Genomic DNA, 17704 nt, shown 5'->3' with positions numbered 1-17704 from the left:
TTTCAATATGACTATTATAGATCTTATAAAACTTATCAAGCCTATTCCTGAACTATATATTAGGAAACATAGCATATTTTGTTTTGAAGCCTTTGTTAATGGCTGGCATTATCGTGATACCAAGGAAGATGTAAAAGCTAGTGTCTTATACACAGAATTTTATGAATGGCTAAGAAAGAAATATAAGATTAATAATACTATGGGGTGGGCTAATATCCTTTATTATAAATTTGAAACTGAAGAGAAGGCTTTGGATGAGTTTTTCGTCTTATTCAATACTTTTTATAAAGAAAAATATAAAACAAGTTTATGGTAAAGGGTAATATTTTGGGTATGCTCTTAAAAATGCAATATACTAATACAAAAGATTTCTATTGGCAAAATCGTATTTGAATAATGAAAACACTATTAAAAAAATTACCCTATCTACTGATATTATTTCGGTTTTTATTAGCCCCTACTATTCTGTGGGTGGCGTATAAGGCAGAAGAACCCACCGCAAGGCTATGGATAGTAGTTTTTATCGTTTTAGGACTATTGTCGGATATCTTTGATGGGATTATTGCGCGCTATATGGGGGTCTGCACCGTGGCAATGCGGCGAATGGATAGCCAAACAGATTTGATATTCTGGCTGTGTGTGGGCGTGGCTTGTTATCACCTCAACCCCACCTTGATAGCAGCCTATCGGTATGAAATTATTGCCCTTTTTGTAATGGAAGGACTCTGTTATGGGGTGAGTTTTTGGCGATTTGGCAAAGAAACTTGTACACACGCTTTTCTTTCCAAACTGTGGGGCGTATGCTTATTAGTAGCTTTTATCTCGCTTATAGGCTTTGGTTACGGAGGTTTCCCCTTGCTCTTGGCGGTCTATTGGGGACTTTTCTCGCAATTGGACGTCATTCTTATCATTTTGTTGCTACCTAAATGGCAGAACGATATCCCGAGTAGCTACCACGCTTATCTGCTGAGAAAAGGAAAAGAGATTAAGAAACACAAACTGTTTAATTAACAAATGAAAACAGAAAAGATATTATTAGCAGGAGCGACCGGCTATTTAGGTCAGTTTATATTAGCTGAGCTCCTAAAAAAAGAATACCCTACCCGTATTGTGGTGCGCAATAAGTCAAAAATAGCACCCGCCCTACTCACGCACCCGCTATTGGAAGTCGTAGAAGCCGAAGTAACCCAACCCCAAACCTTACAAGGCGTATGCAAAGGGGTGCATAAGGTGATTTCAACTGTAGGGATTACCCGCCAAAAAGATGGACTTACCTATGAGCAGGTAGACTTCCAAGCCAACAAGAACCTACTTGATGAAGCCTTACGCGAAGGAGTACGTAAGTTCATATATGTATCCGTATTCAAAGGAGAAGCCATGCGACATATAGCCATTGGAGCCGCTAAAGAACGTTTTGTTGATGCTCTTAAGGCTAGTGGATTAGACTATTGTATCATACGCCCCAGCGTTTTCTATAGTTATATGACTCTATTTTTCAAAATGGATAAGAAGGACATAATACACCTATTTGGCAAAGGACAATATGCCACGAATCCCATTCATGGGGAAGACTTGGCTGAGGTCTGTGTCGCCCAATTGGAGCGTTACGAACGGGAAGTCAATGTAGGAGGAGCTGAGATTTTTACACAAACGGAGATGGCTCATTTGGCTTTTGAGGTACTCCATAAACCTGCCAATATAATTTATTTGCCTGACTGGGTACGGCGTTTGATCCTAAAAATGGGCAAATACTTCCTCCCTAAAAGTATCTATGGTGCTATGGAATTTGTCCTTACCATTATGGCCATGGATGTTGTAGCTCCTATGCAAGTAGGCAAACATCGGTTAAAGGCGTTTTTTGAATCTATAAATTCATCAGCTGATAGATATTATCTAAAACTATTAAAACAGAGTGGAGAATTTGAGTATTCTCTAGGGGCTAATGCTGAAGAAATTAAGCATATAGAAGAGGAATTGGGCATATTGCTTCCTGAAGTATATGTAAATTTTCTTTCAGAATGTGGTTCCTGCAACTATGGCGATGTGTATATCAATGGTATTTACAAAGAAAAAGACTCCATATCTTATCCTGTTGTGGAACTAACTAAACAACTAAGAGACGATTTACATCTCTCAGAGGATTTTATCGTACTAGATTACGAGGTGGACGAGTTCCTAACCTTATATAAAGTTTCTAATGGGGTACGCCTGAAAGATGCTGAGGTCTTCGAAGCAGAGGTATTTTGCAATGATAAAGGGGAATTTGAAATAGACAAACCTACGCCTATATTTGATTCCTTTGAGGAATATTTTGAAGACTTTTTAGACTTAGCAGAAGATTAACCCAATGAAAACAGAAAAGATATTATTAGCAGGAGCAACCGGCTATTTAGGTCAGTATATACTGGCTGAGCTCCTAAAAAAAGAATACCCTACCCGTATTGTGGTGCGCAATAAGTCAAAAATAGCACCCTCCCTACTCACGCATCCGCTATTGGAGGTAGTGGAGGCTGAGGTTACAAAAGCTGATACGCTGCAAGGGGTGTGTGAGGGGATAAGCGGAGTAATTTCGGCCGTAGGGATTACCCAACAAAAGGACGGACTTACCTACGAACAAGTGGATTATGGAGCTAACAAAAACCTCCTTGATGAGGCTATGCGCTGTGGGGTACGCAAAATGGTGTACATATCGGTACTGAATGGGGATGCTATACGACATATTGGTATTGGGGCTGCCAAAGAACGGTTTGTAGAGGCGCTTAAAGGCAGTGGAATGAGTTATTGTATAGTGAGACCTTCGGCTTTTTACAGTGATATGGGCAACTTTTTAAAGATGGCTAAAGAGGGTAAAGTACGGCTTTTTGGGAAAGGACAATGGGCTATGAACCCTATTCACGGGGAGGACTTGGCTGAAGTGTGTGTGGCGCAATTAGCAAGTGCTGAAAGAGAAATGAATGTAGGGGGGAGTGAGGTTTTGACACAAACGGAGATTGCGCGCTTGGCTTTTGAGGTATTGGGCAAGCCTGTAAAAATAAGCTACTTGCCGGACTGGGTACGACGTTTTATTTTGAAAATAGGCAAATATGTGATGCCAAGGAGTGCTTATGGGGTTGTGGAGTTTGTGCTGACGATAATGGGAATGGACTCGGTAGCGCCAATGCAGATAGGAAGGCATAGGCTAAAGGCGTTTTTTGAGGAGGTAGCCCAAGGGAAGAGCAGGTAAGAGGAAAAGAGAGATTGAGAAAAATGTGATGTTTTGAGGATTTTGTTGCGATTTTCGCAAAAAGTCCTTTTTGGAAAGAACTTACTGAGAGCCAGTAAAGTAGGGGTGTGTTTGCTTATAGTTCGTTTACAGTTCGTTTATCCTTCGTTATAGGTTCGTTCGTAGTTCGATGTTTTTGGGGTGAGGTTAATAGACAAATGTATTGATTATTAAGGTTTTGTATTTTCTGCCCAAAAGTGAAATAGGAGTTATCTTTTTTGAAAGATTGGCAATGAAAGGGGAAAAAAGATGAATTTTAGGCAAAAGGCAAGGGATAAGAAGGGGGAGAGTGGCGGTGGCTTTTTTTGGTAATTTGGTAATTATTATTACCTTTGCAGTCTGTAAGATAAGATAATTAATTTGCGAATATAGAATGAAAAAAACACTTTTAGCCTTTTGTGGCTTAGTATTGAGTTTGACAGCTATGGGACAAGATAACCCTTGGCAACAACAAGCGAATTACGAGATGGATGTGCAAATGGATGTGAATAACTTCCGGTATAAGGGCACGCAGCAACTCACGTATTTTAACAACTCGCCAGATACGTTACGTACGGTGTTTTACCACTTGTACTTCAACGCTTTTCAGCCCAATAGTGAGATGGACAGCAATCTGCAAACGTTACCAGACCCTGATGGGCGTATGGTGAATAACCTTGGGACGCGCCAAAACCCTATTTACGAGAGTAGGATAGCTAAACTATCGGAGAATGAAATAGGTTATTTGCGGATTACATCGCTTCGGCAAGATGGGAGTAATGTGAGGTATACTCACGAGAGTACTATACTAAAAGTAACGCTGGACAAGCCTTTGCTGCCTAAAGAAAAGACGGTGCTTACAATGACTTTTGAGGGACAAGTGCCTGTAATGATACGCCGCGCAGGGCGAAATAGCAGTGATGGGGTGGCCTTATCGATGGCACAATGGTACCCTAAAATGGTGGCTTATGACCATAAAGGGTGGCATACTACGGAATACTTGGGACGTGAGTTTTACGGTGTATGGGGAGATTTCGACGTAAAAATCACTCTTGATAAAAGGTATGTAGTAGCAGGCTCGGGGGTACTACAAAATGCGAATGAGATGGGCTGCGGTTATGAAGATGCGGGAGTGAAAGTACCTGTATTGCCTAAAAAAGTGAAGACCAAAACATGGCATTTTAAAGCCAATAGAGTACACGACTTTACTTGGGCTGCAGACCCTGAATATACGCACGATAAGCATATATTGGCTGATGGTAAGACTATACATTTCTTCTACAAAAAATATGCTGAGACGTGGAAAAAGATACAGCCTGGTATGCTTAAAGTGTTTGAGTACTTTAATAATCTTATAGGTAAATACCCTTGGGAGCAATACTCATTCATACAAGGAGGCGATGGTGGTATGGAATACGCTATGTGTACGCTGATGGTAGGTGGTGAGCGATATGAAGGACTTATAGGTACAGCTACTCACGAGCTGGCACACGCTTGGTTCCAGCATTTATTGGCTACTGATGAAGCGGCTTACCCTTGGATGGATGAGGGCTTTACTTCATACATAGAATACCTTGCAAGGCAAAAGGTTTTGGGGCTGATAGCGGCAGATAAAGATCCTTTTGAAGGTTCATACTTAGGACTGGAATACTTAGTATCATCGGGAATGAATGAGCCTACTATTACGCATTCGGATAGATATGCTACCAATAGAGCTTACAGTATAACGGCATACTACAAAGGATTGCTTTTCCTTACCCAATTAGATTATATTATGGGTAATGAGGCATTGATGAAGACTTTGAAACGCTATTACAACACCTATGCCTTTAAGAACCCTACTCCTAATGACTTTATACGTATAGCTGAGAAGGTATCGGGGATGCAATTACAATGGTTTTTGAATGAATTTATGGAGACAGACCATACGGCTGATTACGCTATAGAGAAAGTAGAGGCTAAAGGTAATAAAACAAGTGTTACCCTAAAACGCAAAGACCGCCTACCACTGCCTATAGACCTTTTTGTTACTGATGTGACAGGTAAAAAGCAGTATGTTTATATCCCATTACGTATGACTTATGGAGAGAAACCTAATACTTATCAGGCTTATACCCGCACGGTACTTCCTGCTTGGGGCTGGGGTAACACTACTTATACTTTTGAGCTTGATATTCCTTTGGAAAAGATTGAAAGTATTGAGATAGATGCTGAAAATAAGAGCGTGGATATGAATAAAGAGAATAATACATATAGAAAATAACTATTCCTGAATAGAGAAAAGAACTAAAAAATAATTGGCTAACTTGCTGAAAATGTGAGTTGGCCAATTTCTTTTTATGTTAAAAACGATATTTTATTTGGATCGAATATAAAATAGTTGTACTTTTGCGGCCGTAACACTATTTCAACTGAATTTAAATAGTAGGACAAATAAATAATTCTAAATTAAATAATCATCATCGAACAATGAAAAAGTTATTCATAGGGGCAGCAACTTTGCTGACCCTAAGTAGTATGGTATCTTGCCATAAGCAGATTATTGAAGAACGTATTGAAGAACAAAGCGGTAGCGAGATGCTACGAGCCAACCGTCCGCCTGAGGAGAGTGATGGTAAGATAGGCGATTACTACATCAACGCCCTTACAGCAGAGCTTTATGGTCCTAAGACAGAAACAGGCTGGGGTAGCCCAGTACAGTTTGGGAATAAAGGTGCTCAGGAAGCTAAAATATTATCGGGAGCAGGAGCACCAGCCCTAAATGTGGGTAATGAAGGGGATTGGTATATAGATCTTAATACTCGTACCCTTTACGGCCCTAAGACTAAAAACCAATGGGGCAATGGGATAGTATTAGGAGGTAATCCTAATAATGGCTCATCACAAGACCCAGATTCATCTTTACCAGACTACCATATCAATAGCATTGGACAGCCCACACTTCTTCTTTGGGCTAACCCTAAAACCATTGAAATTAATATGAATGCCGATCCTAAACTAAAATTAGTGGAGGTAATAGGCGAGGAAGCATTTGCGCAAAAGCGTTCGCTTGAGAAAATACTAATAGGCGATGAAGTACGTATAATTAGCGCTCAAGCCTTTGAGAATAACTTTGGGTTAAAAGAAGTTATCTTCACTAATGAAAGTAAGTTAGAACGCATAGGAAGGGAGGCTTTTACTAAATGTAACTCATTGAAAACGATAGCTTTTCCTGAAGGACTTGCAGAGATTAACCAAGGGGTATTTCTTAAATGTGAAAACTTAGAAAAGGTAGTGATCCCTGGTAGCTGTGAGCGTATTCTGCAAAATGCATTTCAAGAGTGTAGGCAATTAAAAGACGTAGTGCTGAATGAAGGAGTGCGCCTTGTAGACAATGAGGCTTTTCATAAATGTAGTTCTCTTACCAAAATTACCTTCCCTAAGAGTTTGGTAGGATTGGGTGAGGCACAATTCAATGAAACGAGTCAGAAAATAAGTGTTACCTTTTTAGGCGATGTTCCTACTATTGAGGGAGATCCTTTTGCGGGTGCTACAATAGAACATATTTATGTGCCATCACAATTTGTAGATAAATACAAAGAAAAATTCCCTGAATACACTGATATTATTGAAGCTATAAAATAACCCTTAACACCCTTAATAATGAAGAATATACTAATAGGCTTGTGTGGGTTACTAATAGCTTTAAGCACTTCCTGCACTAAGCAAACTATTGAACGTGTAACTGTTAAACGTGCTAGCATCATTCACCTAAAAGACTATCCTCCTAATATTGATACAGGTGAAATAGGTGATTATTATATCGATAGGAGTGCTGGGCTATTATATGGTCCTAAAACTAATGAACGAGGATGGGGTAACACTCCTATCCGTATTGTATCGGAAAAAGGGCTACACCCTAACACTATACGTATGGGAGAAGGCTATCCTAAAGCTGACATAGGTAATGAAGGTGACTTATACCTTGATAGCAAAGCTTCTAAACTATATGGCCCTAAAAGCGCTGCTGGGTGGGGTAATGGTTTTGCCTTGGGCAATAACAACCCTCTAAATCATACCGACCTGCCTAACTATAAATTATCGGATGATGGAAAGACCCTTCTTTCGTGGCTTAACCCTCAAACCTTGCATATAGATATGCGTACCGATTTGCGGCTTAATAACATTACCACCATCAAAGAGAATGCTTTTAGCTACACTTATGGTAATAGTGGGCACGAAGGGGTTTTCTATACCGATCGTTTTGCTATAAAATCAATTATCTTACCTAATGGTGTTACCAAGATAGGACACCACGCTTTTGAAGGACTTTCATTTTTGGAAAGCATTACCCTGCCTAAAGGCATAACTTCACTACCTAAAGGAGTGTTTGTAGGGTGTATACGCCTTAAAAGTATCAACTTAGAAGAAGGTATTGAAGAAATAGCCGACTTTGCCCTTGCTGGCTCAAAGATTGAAAGCATCACTATTCCACGTTCAGTAAAAAAGATTGGTGGTTATGCCTTTGCTAGTTGCGATGAGCTTAGTGAACTGAAACTTCAAGAAGGACTAAAACAGATAGGAGCTATTGCTTTTGTAGGTTGTACCAAACTTAAAGAACTAGAAATACCTGAAAGTGTAATCAAAATGGGAGACTTCCCCTTTAGTTATGCACCTGTTGAAACCTTAGTATTACACTCACGCACCATACCCGAATGGGCTTACTACAATGTGTCATTTGTAGGCTCTCTCAAAAAAGTATATGTACCTGATGAGAGTGTAAAACTCTACAAAGAGGCTACTTGGTGCCCCGATAGCTTCAAGGCTAAAATTAGACCATTATCTGAACGTCCTAAAAAAGATTAATCTTCTTATGAAACCTCTATATTTAATTATCCTATTTGCAGGCTTATTATTAGGTAGCTGCCAAAAAGGAGGTGATGAACCTACTCCTAAGCCTGCCCCTATTACTCCTACTCCTACCCCTACCCCACAACAACAGTTGGTAGGCAAGTGGCAATTAATTGGTTTGGAAGACCCAAATAATGAACCTTTATCTAACTGTAGCAGAAAAAGTTATATTACTTTTGCTGCTGATGGCACTGCTACTCGCACCCTATACAGATACACACCTTCTACCTCGGCCAATGAAGCAAAAGATGCTTGTAGTTTTACTACTGAGGCTAAAACCTATAGCTTTACTACCCAGCAGTTAGTATTAAATAATATTGGTGGTACTGCTACCGAGGTTTACTCCTATACCCTTGCAAGTAACACCCTTACAATGGTATACAAAGCCAATAATGGGGCTACCCAAACAATTACTTACCAAAAAAACTATGTGTATGACCCTGCTAAAGAAATTCTTGGCACTTGGTACATCAATGCTTTATGGCGGAATGACACTTATAACTATAGTGCCGATTTAGAAAAATTTAATGGATGCCGTGGCCAACAAAAGGTCATTATCACTAAAGATTCTATTATCTTTCACCAATACCGATACACTAAAAATGAATGCCGAGAATCTATCTACAAAGGCACCTATACCCTATCAGAAGGCTTAGGTATTATTGCTGTAAAAAACCGTTTTAAAGGTAAAACAAATATAGGATTACGCGAATTCCGTGTAGGTAATGGAACTTTAGAGTTCTGGGGATTTGTAGACGGACTAGCTGGTGATTACGAAAATGAATATTACAAACACGAACAAAAATATAAATGAAATCCTTACTCTTTTACACATATATATTTTGCTTAACTTTGTTCGTGCCTCTTACTATCTCCGCTCAAAATGAAAAAGAAATAAAACTAGATGAGGTAGTAGTATCTGGACAAATAGCTCCGCAGTCGGCCACAAAAGCAGTGAAAAACGTACAAGTAATAACTAAAGAGCAAATAAAAGCCGCAGGAGCCACTCATTTAGGCGATGTGCTTAATCAGTATGTAAACATCACTGTACTACCCGATGCCGCTACAGGCAAAGAAAAAGTATCTCTATACGGCTTAGGAGCTAACTATTTCAAAATATTTATTGATAACATCCCTTTAGTAAATGAAGATGGCTTAGGCGTCAATACCGATCTTTCTCAAATTAACATTGATGAGGTGGAGCGCATTGAGATTATTGAGGGTGCTATGGGTGTAACTCACGGTGCCAATGCTGTAACAGGCATAATGAATATTATCACCAAAAAATCAGCACGGAACAAGTGGGATATTACATACACTCTTCAAGAAGAATCTCTTACTAAAGAATATAACCTACTCAATAAAGGTAAACACTATCTAAGTTTCCGTGCTGCTACCAACCTCAGCAAGCGTTGGTTTACTTCTTTAGGTATGAACCGCACCAATTTTAACGGGTTTTGGGGTAAATACAAAGGCAAAAATCACGAAAAAATGGATGGACTACGTGGCTTTGAGCGTGCCCCTTACTTCCTATACCAAACCAATTTCCTCACCTATTATCAAACCCCTCAGTACAAACTGATGTACAAGTTTGATTATATGAAAGATCAGTACAATTCCTTTGATCGCACCACCGAAAAAAACTATAGCCCCCTCTATGGCGATTATACTTTTGGTGATGACCGTCGTGACTATTACCTCCGGAACTCTCACATCCTAAACCTCAATGGCAAAAACAACTTCATTAAGTATGATTTTTCTATTGCTTACCAGTACCAAGAGCGCTTTGAAGAAAAATTCCGCTACCTTATCGATTACCGTACCGAACTAAACAACGAAAAACAAAAAAACCAATCAATGGATGTATGGTACTCCACAGGTGCCATAAGCCATGCCTTTGGCGAGAAAAAACACCAAGTTGAAATAGGTTATGAAGCCGCCCATAACCAAGGATATGCCGTACTTAAAGACGAAGGCTCTACACTTAAAATAGTCGATAAAGCCATCGATAATTATGACGGATATATCTCTTCCGAAATCAACATCACCCCCAAGCTATCTATCCGCCCAGGAGTACGCTATTCCATACAAAAACTCTTCAATAACCAATACGCCTATTCTTTAGGCGCTCGCTACACCCTCCCTGCCAACATACAGCTTCGTGCCTCAGCAGGCCAAGCCTACCGCACCCCTTCCTTCCAAGAACTCTACGTCCGAAATATATTCGTCGGCCACGTATTCTTAGGAAATGAAAACCTCACCCCCGAACGAAGTTACTCCGCCGAACTAAACCTCAAAAAACTTACCTCTTGGGGCGATAAAGGGCACAGCCTGCTTAATAACCTTTCATTTAGCATCAACCGCATTAATGATAAGATCGAAAACCTACTATTATCTGTCGAAGGCGGAATGCCTCGCACCCAATATATGAATGTAAGCCGCTTCAAAAACAATAATATCATCAGCACCAATACACTCCACCTCAATAATATTGATTTCACCCTTAGTGGCGCTTTCGTATGGGTATCCCAAACCGATGATATGTCCGTAGTAAAACGTGACAACCGCTACCTACTGAACATCAATGCCGATGCCGGAATTACTTGGCGCATACCCAAAACTCAAAGCATTATCACCGCCAAATACAAGTTCACAGGAAAATCTCAAATGTGGATGGCCGCCAACGATGGCGCTGCTTTAGGCAACCTATCCCCTTACGGACACCTAAACTTCTCCTATCAACAATATTTCTGGAAAAAACGAATAGAATTTATTGCCGGAGCCCGCAACCTCCTCAATATAATCAATGTCAATCTCACCCAAACCTCACTCTCAGGCGTAGTAACAGAACGTGACTTCCCTGTAGGTAACGGGCGCGCATTCTATTTTAAGCTCGCTTATAATCTAAATATCAATTACTAACACACGCTCCCTTAGCACCCACCAACCTACACCTAACCACCCCCTACCCCAAACGAACGATGAACGAACTATAAACGAACTATAAACGAAGGATAGTTACTCACATATCACAAACAATAATAAATTAAATAATCTATTTTACAATGAAAAAAATAATTCTAACATTAAGCATCTTAGCAAGCCTATTTACAGCTTGCCAAAAAGAAGAAAACGGAGGCAAACAGCTCCCCGATAACCCCCAAAATAATCAAACCACCCAAAGTGGTACCACCACCATCCAAGCAGGCAAAGAATACATCATTAGCCCCGAAGTAGGTGGCCCCAACCAGCCCAACCAAGTATACCTCGATTTATCTACCGGAAAAACTACCCTCATTAAGCGCGACAGCTGGGATATCGCCCTCTACTGCGGCGATGAGTTCTACGCAATCCTGAACCCCACCATAGGTATGGCAGTAAGCGCTACCAGCCTAACCTCTATGACCACCAGCATCCCTAAGGACGATTTCCTTCTCCTCAATACCAGTGTCGGACAACAAAATCAAGCCAAGTTCGCCGCATCCCATATCATCGACGACCCTCGTGGGCACCTCGCTCCCACCAAAGCCGAACCCGGCTCAGGCACCGCCATTGCCGAAATCTCAGCCAATCCCGAGGATAACAAAATATACCTAATGAGTATGGGCTTTGAAATCAGCAATGTAACCCCCGTAAAAGGCAGCGTCAATCTACTTGGCAACCATCGCGGTTGGGCTAAAATACGCGTCTTGCGCAACGGCAATGGCTACAAAGTACTATACGCCAAAAACACCACCACACATGAGGCAAGTGTCAAAACCTACACTGTCGATAAAGACCCTCAATACAACTTCATATTCCTAAAACTCGAAACAGGCGACAAAGTACAAGTACAACCTCGCAAACGCGATTGGGATTTGTGCTTCTCTACCTTTACCGGTTGGTTTAGCCAAAAATACAGCGTTCAAAACGCCATAAACTTCTACCCCGATTTCATCATAAATAACCTTTTAGGAGGCACACGCGCTACCTTCTTCACCCCAGCCTCTTCCATTGAAGAACGCGACAATCTATACAACCAATACACTATCGAAAATACCAAAAAACTAAACCTTTCTACCGAAAAATACAACTCCCAAATCATCATAGGCAAAAACTGGCGCGACCTCCAAAACGGACTACTACGCAACGTTTACTTTGTCATTCAAGATGGCGACGGAAACTTCTTTAAACTAAAAATAAAAGCCTACAAAAACGATGCAGGCGAACGTGGTTACCCCACCCTTGAATACCAACTCCTCAAGTAAAAACTACAACACCCTTTGCCCCTTATCCTCCCTTTAAGGGTAGGGGGCAATTAACCATTAAATCATTAACATAAAAGATGTTCAGAAATTATATCCTACTAATAGCCGCCTGCCTAATAACTATTACCTCTCAGGCTCAAAGCTACTGGAAGCAAACCCAATTCACCAATCGCAGCACAACTACCAACACCCCAACCACTACTCACTTCGAGTATAATTTAAACCGAAAAGCCTTTGCCAAAGCACTCCATAACCCCGCAGCACGTCCTACTGCCCAAGGGGTCGAAATACTACTCCCCAATGCCGATGGGCAGCTCGAAACTTTTATAGTGAAACCTCAGCCTGTCCTCTCCCCTGCCCTACAAGCTCGCTACCCTCAAATCCAAACTTATGCAGGGTACTCCACCCAAAACCCCAACAAAGAAGTTTCCTTTACTTGGGGCGAAAACGGACTCTCCGTAATAATCAGCCTTAATAACTCTTACTCCTTTGTACAGCCTTCAAGCAAAAACGGAGTAAAACACATAGCCTACCACCGTGCCAATGCTATCGATAAGATGACCTTTAGCTGCCAAACAGCAGCACGCATAAGCCACTTAAGCCATACAGCACGCCCTACCCAAGCCTCTAATGCTACCCTACGCAACACCTTCGAAACCGAAAACAGCTTGCGTACCCTACGCATCGCTATAGCTACTACTAGTGATTATACCGCTCAGTTCGGTAGCCGTCCCGAAAAAGCTCTGGAACAAGTAGTCTCTACCGTCCAAAGAGCCAACCAAGTATACCGCACCCAAATGTCTATACAGTTCCAGCTCGTTTCTGGCGAAGAAACTATCATCCGCAACCGTAAAGACGACCCCTTCCGCAATAACCTCAATATGAGCTGGACTGGCGAGCCTCTCCAAAAATTCTTAGATGAAAAAGTAGGCAATGATAAATACGATGTAGGACACGTATTCCACCACACCAACCAGCCCAATGGTAACGCAGGCTGTATAGGCTGCGTATGCGATAAAAATGATAAAGGAAGAGCCTTCTCTGCCGGAAACCTCAAAAACACCGAAAAAGACATCTTCGATATCGATTTCTTCTGTCACGAGTTAGGCCACCAAATGGGAGCAAACCACGTACATAACCTCCAAAACGAAAGCTCTGGCGCCCAAGTCGAACCTGGTAGTGGCTCCACCATTATGGGCTACGCAGGTATCTCTGGCTCCAATGATGTACAAGCCCGTACCGACCCTTATTTTAACCACATAAGCGTATGGCAAATAATGAAATACATCAGCAGCACCAGCTGTGCTACCAAAACACCTATTACCAATACACCTCCTGTAATTAATGATTTGCAGGACTACACCATTCCTCAAAGCACCGCCTATCATTTAGTAGGCTCCGCTACCGATGCCGATAATGATCAGCTATACTACACTTGGGAGCAACACAATAGCCCACAACCTGGGCGCCCTACCGTTACTGCCGATGTGTTTGGCGATAACCTTTCCGAAGGGCCTATAGCACGCTCCCTACCTCCCAGCCAATCAACCGAACGTTACATCCCTCGCCTTAGCAGCATTTTAGAAGGGAAGCTAAGTGAGCGCAACCCCAACCGCCGTAGTAATTGGGAAACCGTTACTAGCGTAAAGCGTTCCCTCACTTGGGCTTTCGTAGTTACCGATAAAACCTTAGGCAAACGTGCCGACCGTGAAACCGACCAAAGTACAGGTAACACAAGTTTTAGCACTATCAAAGTCAATGTAGTGAATACTGCTGGCCCCTTTGAAGTCACCTCTCAGCTCCAAAAAAGCTATTGGTTCATAGGCAAAACTCACACCATCACGTGGGCAGTGGCCAATACCGATAAAGAAGAAATTAATGCACAAAAAGTAAATATCCTATTTGCTGCCGATGGCAAAACATTTACCAAAACTCTCGCAGCCAATATCCCTAATAACGGTACTTACACTTTTACCGTAACTACCGATTTTACTACCACCAATGGCCGCTTTATGATTCGCCCTACCAATAACATATTCTTGGCAGTGAATTTAGGTAAAATTATTGTGAAAGACGATGCCGATGTCGATGGCGATGGCATCCCCGATAGTCAAGATAACTGTATCGAAACTGCCAACCCCGACCAAGCCGACCTTGATGGCGATGGCATAGGCGATGTCTGTGACGACGATCGCGATGGCGATGGCGTTCGTAACTCTTATGATAACTGCCCCGATATTAAAAACACCAACCAACGCGATACCGATAAAGACGGCATAGGCGATGCTTGCGACCCCGATGCCGATGGCGATGGCATCCCCAACCAGCAAGATAACTGCCCTTACCACGCCAACCCCGACCAAAAAGATTCTGACAATGATGGCATTGGCGATATATGTAGCGGCGACCGTGATTTGGACAAAGTTCCCGATGAAAAAGACAACTGTCCTGATCTTATTAACCCCGACCAAAAAGACCTCGATAAAGACGGCATAGGCGACGCTTGTGACGACGATCGCGATGGCGATGGCGTGAAAAATAACCTTGATAACTGCCCCGACACCCATAACCCCGACCAAGCCGACACCGATAAAGACGGCATCGGCGATGTCTGTGATGATGATATCGATGGCGATGGCATACCCAATGCACAAGATAATTGCCCTTACATCCCCAATCCTTCACAAACAGACACCGATGGCGATGGCATAGGCGATGCTTGTGATAACGACCTTGATGGCGATGGCAGAGAAAATAGTAAAGATAACTGCCCTTATCACTATAACCCCAACCAAGAAGATACCGACCGCGATGGCATTGGCGATACCTGTGATGATGATGCCGACGGTGATGGCACTCCTAATGATAAGGATAAAGATTTCGACACTGTTCTCATCCCTAATGCTTTTTCTCCTAATGAGGATGGCATTAATGATAGTTTTGTAATCCAGCGCATAAGCCTCTATAAGCAAAACACCCTGCAAATTTACTCACGTACAGGGCTATTAGTCTATGAAGCTCGTGGGTACCACAATCAGTGGAAAGGTATCGGTATCGATGGCAAAAAAGTACCTCAAGGCTATTATTTCTATAAATTCACCATTAAAGACAAAGCTACTCAAGAAGGTTGGCTTTACATTAATTACTAAACCCCAATGAAAAAACTAATTATATCAAGCATTATAGCACTCTGTGCCACCTATGTAGCAGCACAAACGCCTAGCTATATATTCTTTAATAACTTCCAAAACGTTATGAATCCCGCCGCAGTAGGCACTACCGAAAAGCACAACATTACCCTTAACCTGCGTAACCAATGGGGGCAATCATCCCATTCCGATAACCCCCAACAGCAAACACTTAATACTACCCACCGCCTCAGCCCTCGCATAGGGCTGGGGGCTTCGGTAGTAAGTGAAAAAGTGTTTATACAAAGGCAAACAGCCTTCTTTGCCGATTTTTCCTACCAGCTACCTCTTAGCCCAAGCTCTGAACTCTATTTAGGACTAAAAGCTGGCGGAAATCTCTTCAATATCGATAGCAGCAAGCTAAAAACCTATAACCCCTCTTTCGATCCCTACCTACAAGGCGTATCAGGGCGTTTCCAGCCCAATATGGGGGTAGGGGTATATTACGTACGGAATAACTTCTTTGCTGGCTTGGCAGCGCCTAACCTTTTCGCTTCCGATAAAACAAAAATTAGCAATGAAGTAGTAACATCAGTTTCCGAGCGTATCAACTTTTATCTCCAAGCTGGGTACTCTTGGGGCATAACCCCCGATATTACACTGCGTCCTAGCCTCCAAGCTTATATAAATCAGGATAGTAACTACCAAGTAGATGCTACAGCCACAGTCCTATACGCCAACTGTCTCGAAGGTGGTTTAGGCTATCACAGCCAGCAGAATATCAATGCTTATGCACTCTTCAAAATTCCCGATTGGCATTTTGCAATAGGCTATGGCTTTGAAACTACCTTCAATAGCAATATAAGCTCCAGCTTGCGTAATATACACGAAGTTTTAATCAAATTCTATTGGTAATGAAACGAATATTCCTATTAATACCCCTTACCCTCATTGCCTTTGCGCTCAGCTGCAGCAAAGGCAGTGATACCCCTACCCCTACTCCACTACCTACCCCTACCCCACCAGCACCTACCTTCACTTATACCCTTAGTAATAGCGGTCGGGAATTAGTCAAGTTCACAAGTACCAGCACCACTGTGGTTAACTTCACTACCGATTCTCAGCTAAAAAAAGTAGAATCCATTGCCGATGAGGCTTTTAAAGACAATACTACTATCACAAAAATAATATTGCCCAACACTGTTGAAAGTATTGGGCAAGGAGCCTTTAAAGGTTGTACTTCTCTTAGTCACATAACACTACCCGAAAATGCAGCCTTTAAAAAGATTAATGTCAGAACGTTTGAAGAGTGTCGCAGCCTACAAAAAATCAGCATACCCAATTCCGTAGCCGAAATCGATATGTACGCCTTTGCCGATGCAGCTCTTAGCGAAGTAAAACTCCCCGATAACCTTATCTATATCAAAGAGCAAGCTTTTGCTGGCAATAAAAATCTAAAAGAAATAACAATCCCCAAATCAGTAGGACAAATAGGTACAGGAGCTTTTATTGATACAGAGCTTGCCACAGTAAAAGTGCTTGCTACTTATCCTCCGCGTCTTAATATCGTGAACACAGCTCAAGGCAGTGTAGGTCCTTTCCCTATTAAAACTCTCAAAGAAATTACTGTACCCAAAATAGCAACCGATGATTATCGTTATGAAGATGCTTTCTGGAGTCTTTACGGCTATTATATCAACCGAAATGTTCCCTTCAAACCCTTAGTTATTGATAAAACTACTTTCACAATAAAAGTAGGCGAGCAGGAAGCTGCCAGCATATCTGGTAGTAACAAGTACGGATTAAAGCGTGACAAAGCCACCGAAGAAATTGCTTACATAGCCATCACCCCCGATAATAAAATCTTAGGAGTAAGAGGTTTAAAAGCAGGCAGCTTTCAAGCTACTTTTTATGATCGTATTAGTCGAGAAGAAAAAATACTAACAATCACTATCACCCCCTAACCTGCAGCCTCTCTCCCAACAGAAATAGTTCACACCATCACACAATTTTGTGTGTTTCTCACAGGTTAATGATTAGCTTCTTGCAATCATTAACCTTTTTATTTCTGTTTCTCGAATGTTGTTTTCACTTAAAATTTAAGAAGATTTCTATTTTTAAAAGAAGATAAAGCATCGCTTCTGTGAAGTCATTATCAGCTAATTAGTAACACTTTAGTTTACAAGTCCGTTTCATCG

General features: G+C 41.6%; 13 protein-coding genes. All 13 read left to right on the top strand.

The annotated features are described in order from the left end of the window. Window positions 1-7: 7 nt before the first annotated feature. The 13 genes from C4H12_RS12640 to C4H12_RS12580 all read left to right on the top strand — a co-directional run bounded on the left by C4H12_RS12640 (window position 8) and on the right by C4H12_RS12580 (window position 17470). Window positions 8-316, top strand: coding sequence for a hypothetical protein (locus tag C4H12_RS12640; protein WP_106099219.1), 309 nt, complete (start codon window positions 8-10; stop codon window positions 314-316). An 80-nt stretch (window positions 317-396) separates the two neighbouring features. Then, window positions 397-1011, top strand: coding sequence for a CDP-alcohol phosphatidyltransferase family protein (locus tag C4H12_RS12635; RefSeq protein ID WP_106099218.1), 615 nt, complete (start codon window positions 397-399; stop codon window positions 1009-1011). Between the two features lie 3 nt (window positions 1012-1014). Further along, entirely contained in the window at window positions 1015-2343 is a 1329-nt protein-coding gene (locus C4H12_RS12630; protein WP_106099217.1) for an NAD(P)H-binding protein, read from the top strand. A 4-nt stretch (window positions 2344-2347) separates the two neighbouring features. Then, the gene (locus C4H12_RS12625; RefSeq protein ID WP_106099216.1) at window positions 2348-3223 is read left to right on the top strand and encodes an SDR family oxidoreductase; all 876 of its coding nucleotides are present in this window, start codon (window positions 2348-2350) and stop codon (window positions 3221-3223) included. Between the two features lie 412 nt (window positions 3224-3635). Further along, window positions 3636-5504 carry a M1 family metallopeptidase gene (locus tag C4H12_RS12620; protein WP_106099215.1) on the top strand — a complete coding sequence of 623 codons (1869 nt, stop codon included), beginning with the start codon at window positions 3636-3638 and terminating at the stop codon, window positions 5502-5504. A 206-nt stretch (window positions 5505-5710) separates the two neighbouring features. Next, entirely contained in the window at window positions 5711-6865 is a 1155-nt protein-coding gene (locus tag C4H12_RS12615) for a leucine-rich repeat domain-containing protein (RefSeq protein WP_106099214.1), read from the top strand. An 18-nt stretch (window positions 6866-6883) separates the two neighbouring features. Then, window positions 6884-8086, top strand: coding sequence for a leucine-rich repeat domain-containing protein (locus C4H12_RS12610; protein ID WP_106099213.1), 1203 nt, complete (start codon window positions 6884-6886; stop codon window positions 8084-8086). Window positions 8087-8093: 7 nt separating this feature from the next. Next, window positions 8094-8945 carry a lipocalin family protein gene (locus tag C4H12_RS12605; RefSeq protein WP_106099212.1) on the top strand — a complete coding sequence of 284 codons (852 nt, stop codon included), beginning with the start codon at window positions 8094-8096 and terminating at the stop codon, window positions 8943-8945. Further along, the gene (locus tag C4H12_RS12600; protein WP_106099211.1) at window positions 8942-11053 is read left to right on the top strand and encodes a TonB-dependent siderophore receptor; all 2112 of its coding nucleotides are present in this window, start codon (window positions 8942-8944) and stop codon (window positions 11051-11053) included. The genes C4H12_RS12605 and C4H12_RS12600 overlap by 4 nt, the downstream gene beginning before the upstream one ends. Window positions 11054-11196: 143 nt before the next feature. Then, window positions 11197-12378 carry an HmuY family protein gene (locus tag C4H12_RS12595; protein WP_106099210.1) on the top strand — a complete coding sequence of 394 codons (1182 nt, stop codon included), beginning with the start codon at window positions 11197-11199 and terminating at the stop codon, window positions 12376-12378. A 77-nt stretch (window positions 12379-12455) separates the two neighbouring features. Continuing rightward, entirely contained in the window at window positions 12456-15527 is a 3072-nt protein-coding gene (locus C4H12_RS12590; RefSeq protein ID WP_106099209.1) for a thrombospondin type 3 repeat-containing protein, read from the top strand. Between the two features lie 6 nt (window positions 15528-15533). Further along, a complete protein-coding gene (locus C4H12_RS12585) occupies window positions 15534-16421 on the top strand; it encodes a PorP/SprF family type IX secretion system membrane protein (RefSeq protein WP_106099208.1) in 888 nt (295 codons plus the stop codon). Then, window positions 16421-17470: a leucine-rich repeat domain-containing protein gene (locus tag C4H12_RS12580; protein ID WP_106099207.1), complete on the top strand. Its 1050-nt coding sequence runs from the start codon at window positions 16421-16423 to the stop codon at window positions 17468-17470. Before C4H12_RS12585 ends, C4H12_RS12580 begins: the two co-directional genes overlap by 1 nt. Window positions 17471-17704 lie beyond the last annotated feature (234 nt).

The organism is Capnocytophaga sp. oral taxon 878, from assembly GCF_002999135.1.
Lineage (GTDB): Bacteria > Bacteroidota > Bacteroidia > Flavobacteriales > Flavobacteriaceae > Capnocytophaga.
Note: the sequence above shows the minus strand (reverse complement) of the source record. Positions and strands in the feature narration are given on the sequence as shown.